Genomic DNA, 761 nt, shown 5'->3' on the forward strand with positions numbered 1-761 from the left:
ACGACAGCGTCAGTGTGAATCTAGTGTGAGGCGCCGGCGTGGGTGTTGAACGCCAGCGTCCGGTGACCGATGCGCACGCGCGTTCCCTGGACCAGGACCTGCTCGGCGCCGGGCTGCATCCGCACCCAGTCCGGGGTCTTCGGGACGTGCACGAACGTGCCGTTGGTCGAGTTGTTGTCGATCAGGACGACGTCCCAGCCGCGCATCTCCAGACGGGCGTGGACCCGCGAGACCTGGTTGGACTGGTCGATGATCGGCAGCGGGCGGAACTCGCCGCCGTGGATGCGCTCGTCGCCGCTCGGGTCCCGACCGAGGAGGTAGGGGGTGTCGAGCTGGAAGACGGAGCCGTCGTCGAGCACGATCACGCCCAGCGGCGGCCGTGAGCCGTTCACCAGGACCGGGGTCTGCTGCACCATGTTGATGCCACACACGGCGCAGAAGAGCACGCGCGGGTCGTTGAAGTGGCGGTTCTTGCAGTAGACGCCCCGGACCTGCTCGCCGGGGCTGTCCTCCATGACCTGCGCAGCGCTCTCGACGATCGGCAGTGGCTCGAAGTCGTCCATGTCGTCGTCGACGTCGCTGATCAGCACCGACTGGAAGTTGACGTGCTCGTCGGCCGGAACCGGCGGCAGCGGGCGACCGGCCGGTGGTGCGACGGGCGCAGCCGGAGCCGGAGGTGCAGGGGGCGCGGGCGGAGCGGGAGGAGCCGGGGGAGCGGCGACCGGGACCACCATCGCGGCGGCGGCGTCGGAGACGGGGGT

Annotated in this window: 1 protein-coding gene; it reads right to left on the reverse strand. The window is 70.2% G+C overall.

The window, feature by feature from the left end:
- Positions 1-20: 20 nt before the first annotated feature.
- Positions 21-761: FHA domain-containing protein (locus ACOADB_RS19750; RefSeq protein ID WP_378602388.1), on the reverse strand; the 741-nt coding region annotated here is incomplete at its 5' end.

It is taken from the genome of Nocardioides sp. CPCC 206348, assembly GCF_048654705.1.
GTDB lineage: Bacteria > Actinomycetota > Actinomycetes > Propionibacteriales > Nocardioidaceae > Nocardioides.